The organism is Bradyrhizobium sp. CCBAU 11386, from assembly GCF_028128955.1.
In the GTDB taxonomy this organism is placed as follows: Bacteria; Pseudomonadota; Alphaproteobacteria; order Rhizobiales; family Xanthobacteraceae; genus Bradyrhizobium.
Map to the genome: position 1 here is coordinate 1 of NZ_LBKA01000095.1, position 1,157 is coordinate 1,157.

At 61.2% G+C, this 1,157-nt stretch carries 1 protein-coding gene; it reads left to right on the top strand.

Annotated features, from left to right (window positions below; genetic code table 11):
- Positions 1-127: 127 nt before the first annotated feature.
- Positions 128-1,157: IS481 family transposase (locus XI09_RS08575; protein WP_271566453.1), on the top strand; the 1,030-nt coding region annotated here is incomplete at its 3' end.

Below are 1,157 nucleotides of genomic sequence, written 5' to 3' on the forward strand. Positions count from 1 at the left end.
TGTAGAAGTTTCGACTTAATCTGACGCCAAGGTTCGAACTGGCAGGGAATGGAGCTGCGGGCGAGCAGGAGCGCTCACCCAAAGGGCGCTCCCGCGCAGCCCGCAGCGTCTCACAGGAGACGTTACCATGACCCAGGAACAGAAGGTCATTCGCGCGAAAGTCGGCATGCTGGAATTGGCCAAGCAGCTCGGCAACGTCAGCCAGGCTTGCCGGATGATGGGCTATAGCCGCGACAGCTTCTACCGGTTCAAGGAACTGTACGACAAGGGCGGCGAGCTGGCGCTGATTGAGATCAGCCGCAAGAAACCGGTCCTGAAGAACCGTGTCGCGCCGGAGGTCGAGGCAGCCGTCGTTGAGCTGGCGATCGACCAGCCGGCCTGGGGGCAGGTGCGGGTCAGCAATGAGCTCAGGAGCCGCGGCCTGTCGATCTCCCCGTTCGGCGTGCGGGCGGTGTGGCTGCGTCACGACCTCGCCAACGTCAAGAAGCGGCTGACGGCGCTAGAGGCCAAGATGGCTCAGGACGGCCTGGTGCTGACCGAGGCCCAGCTCGTTGCGTTGGAAAAGGCCAAATCCGAGAAGGAGGCGCACGGCGAGTTCGAGAGCGAGTGCCCCGGCTATTGCGGTGCGCAGGACACCTTCTATGTCGGCAACATGAAGGGGGTCGGGCGAATCTATCAGCAGACCTTCATTGACACCTACAGCAAGGTGGCGTTCGCCAAGCTGTATGATCGCAAGACGCCGATCACGGCGGCCGAACTGTTGAATGATCGCGTGGTGCCGTTCTTCGATGCGCGGGGCATCCCACTGAACCGGATCCTGACCGACCGCGGCACCGAGTATTGCGGCAATCCGGAGCATCACGAATACGAGCTCTACCTCGCCGTCGAAGACATCGATCACACCCGCACCAAGACCAGGAGCCCACAGACCAACGGCATTGTTGAGCGCTTCCACCGCACCGTGCTCGAGGAGTTCTATCGCGTCGTGTTCCGCAAAAAGATCTATCCGAGCATCACTGCCTTGCAGAGCGATCTCGATGAGTGGATCGCTGCCTACAATGAGGTGCGCCCGCATCAGGGGCGCTGGTGCTACGGCAAGACGCCGATGCAAACCTTGCTTGACGCAAGTGCTCTGTCGAGAGAGAAATTGTTGCCGG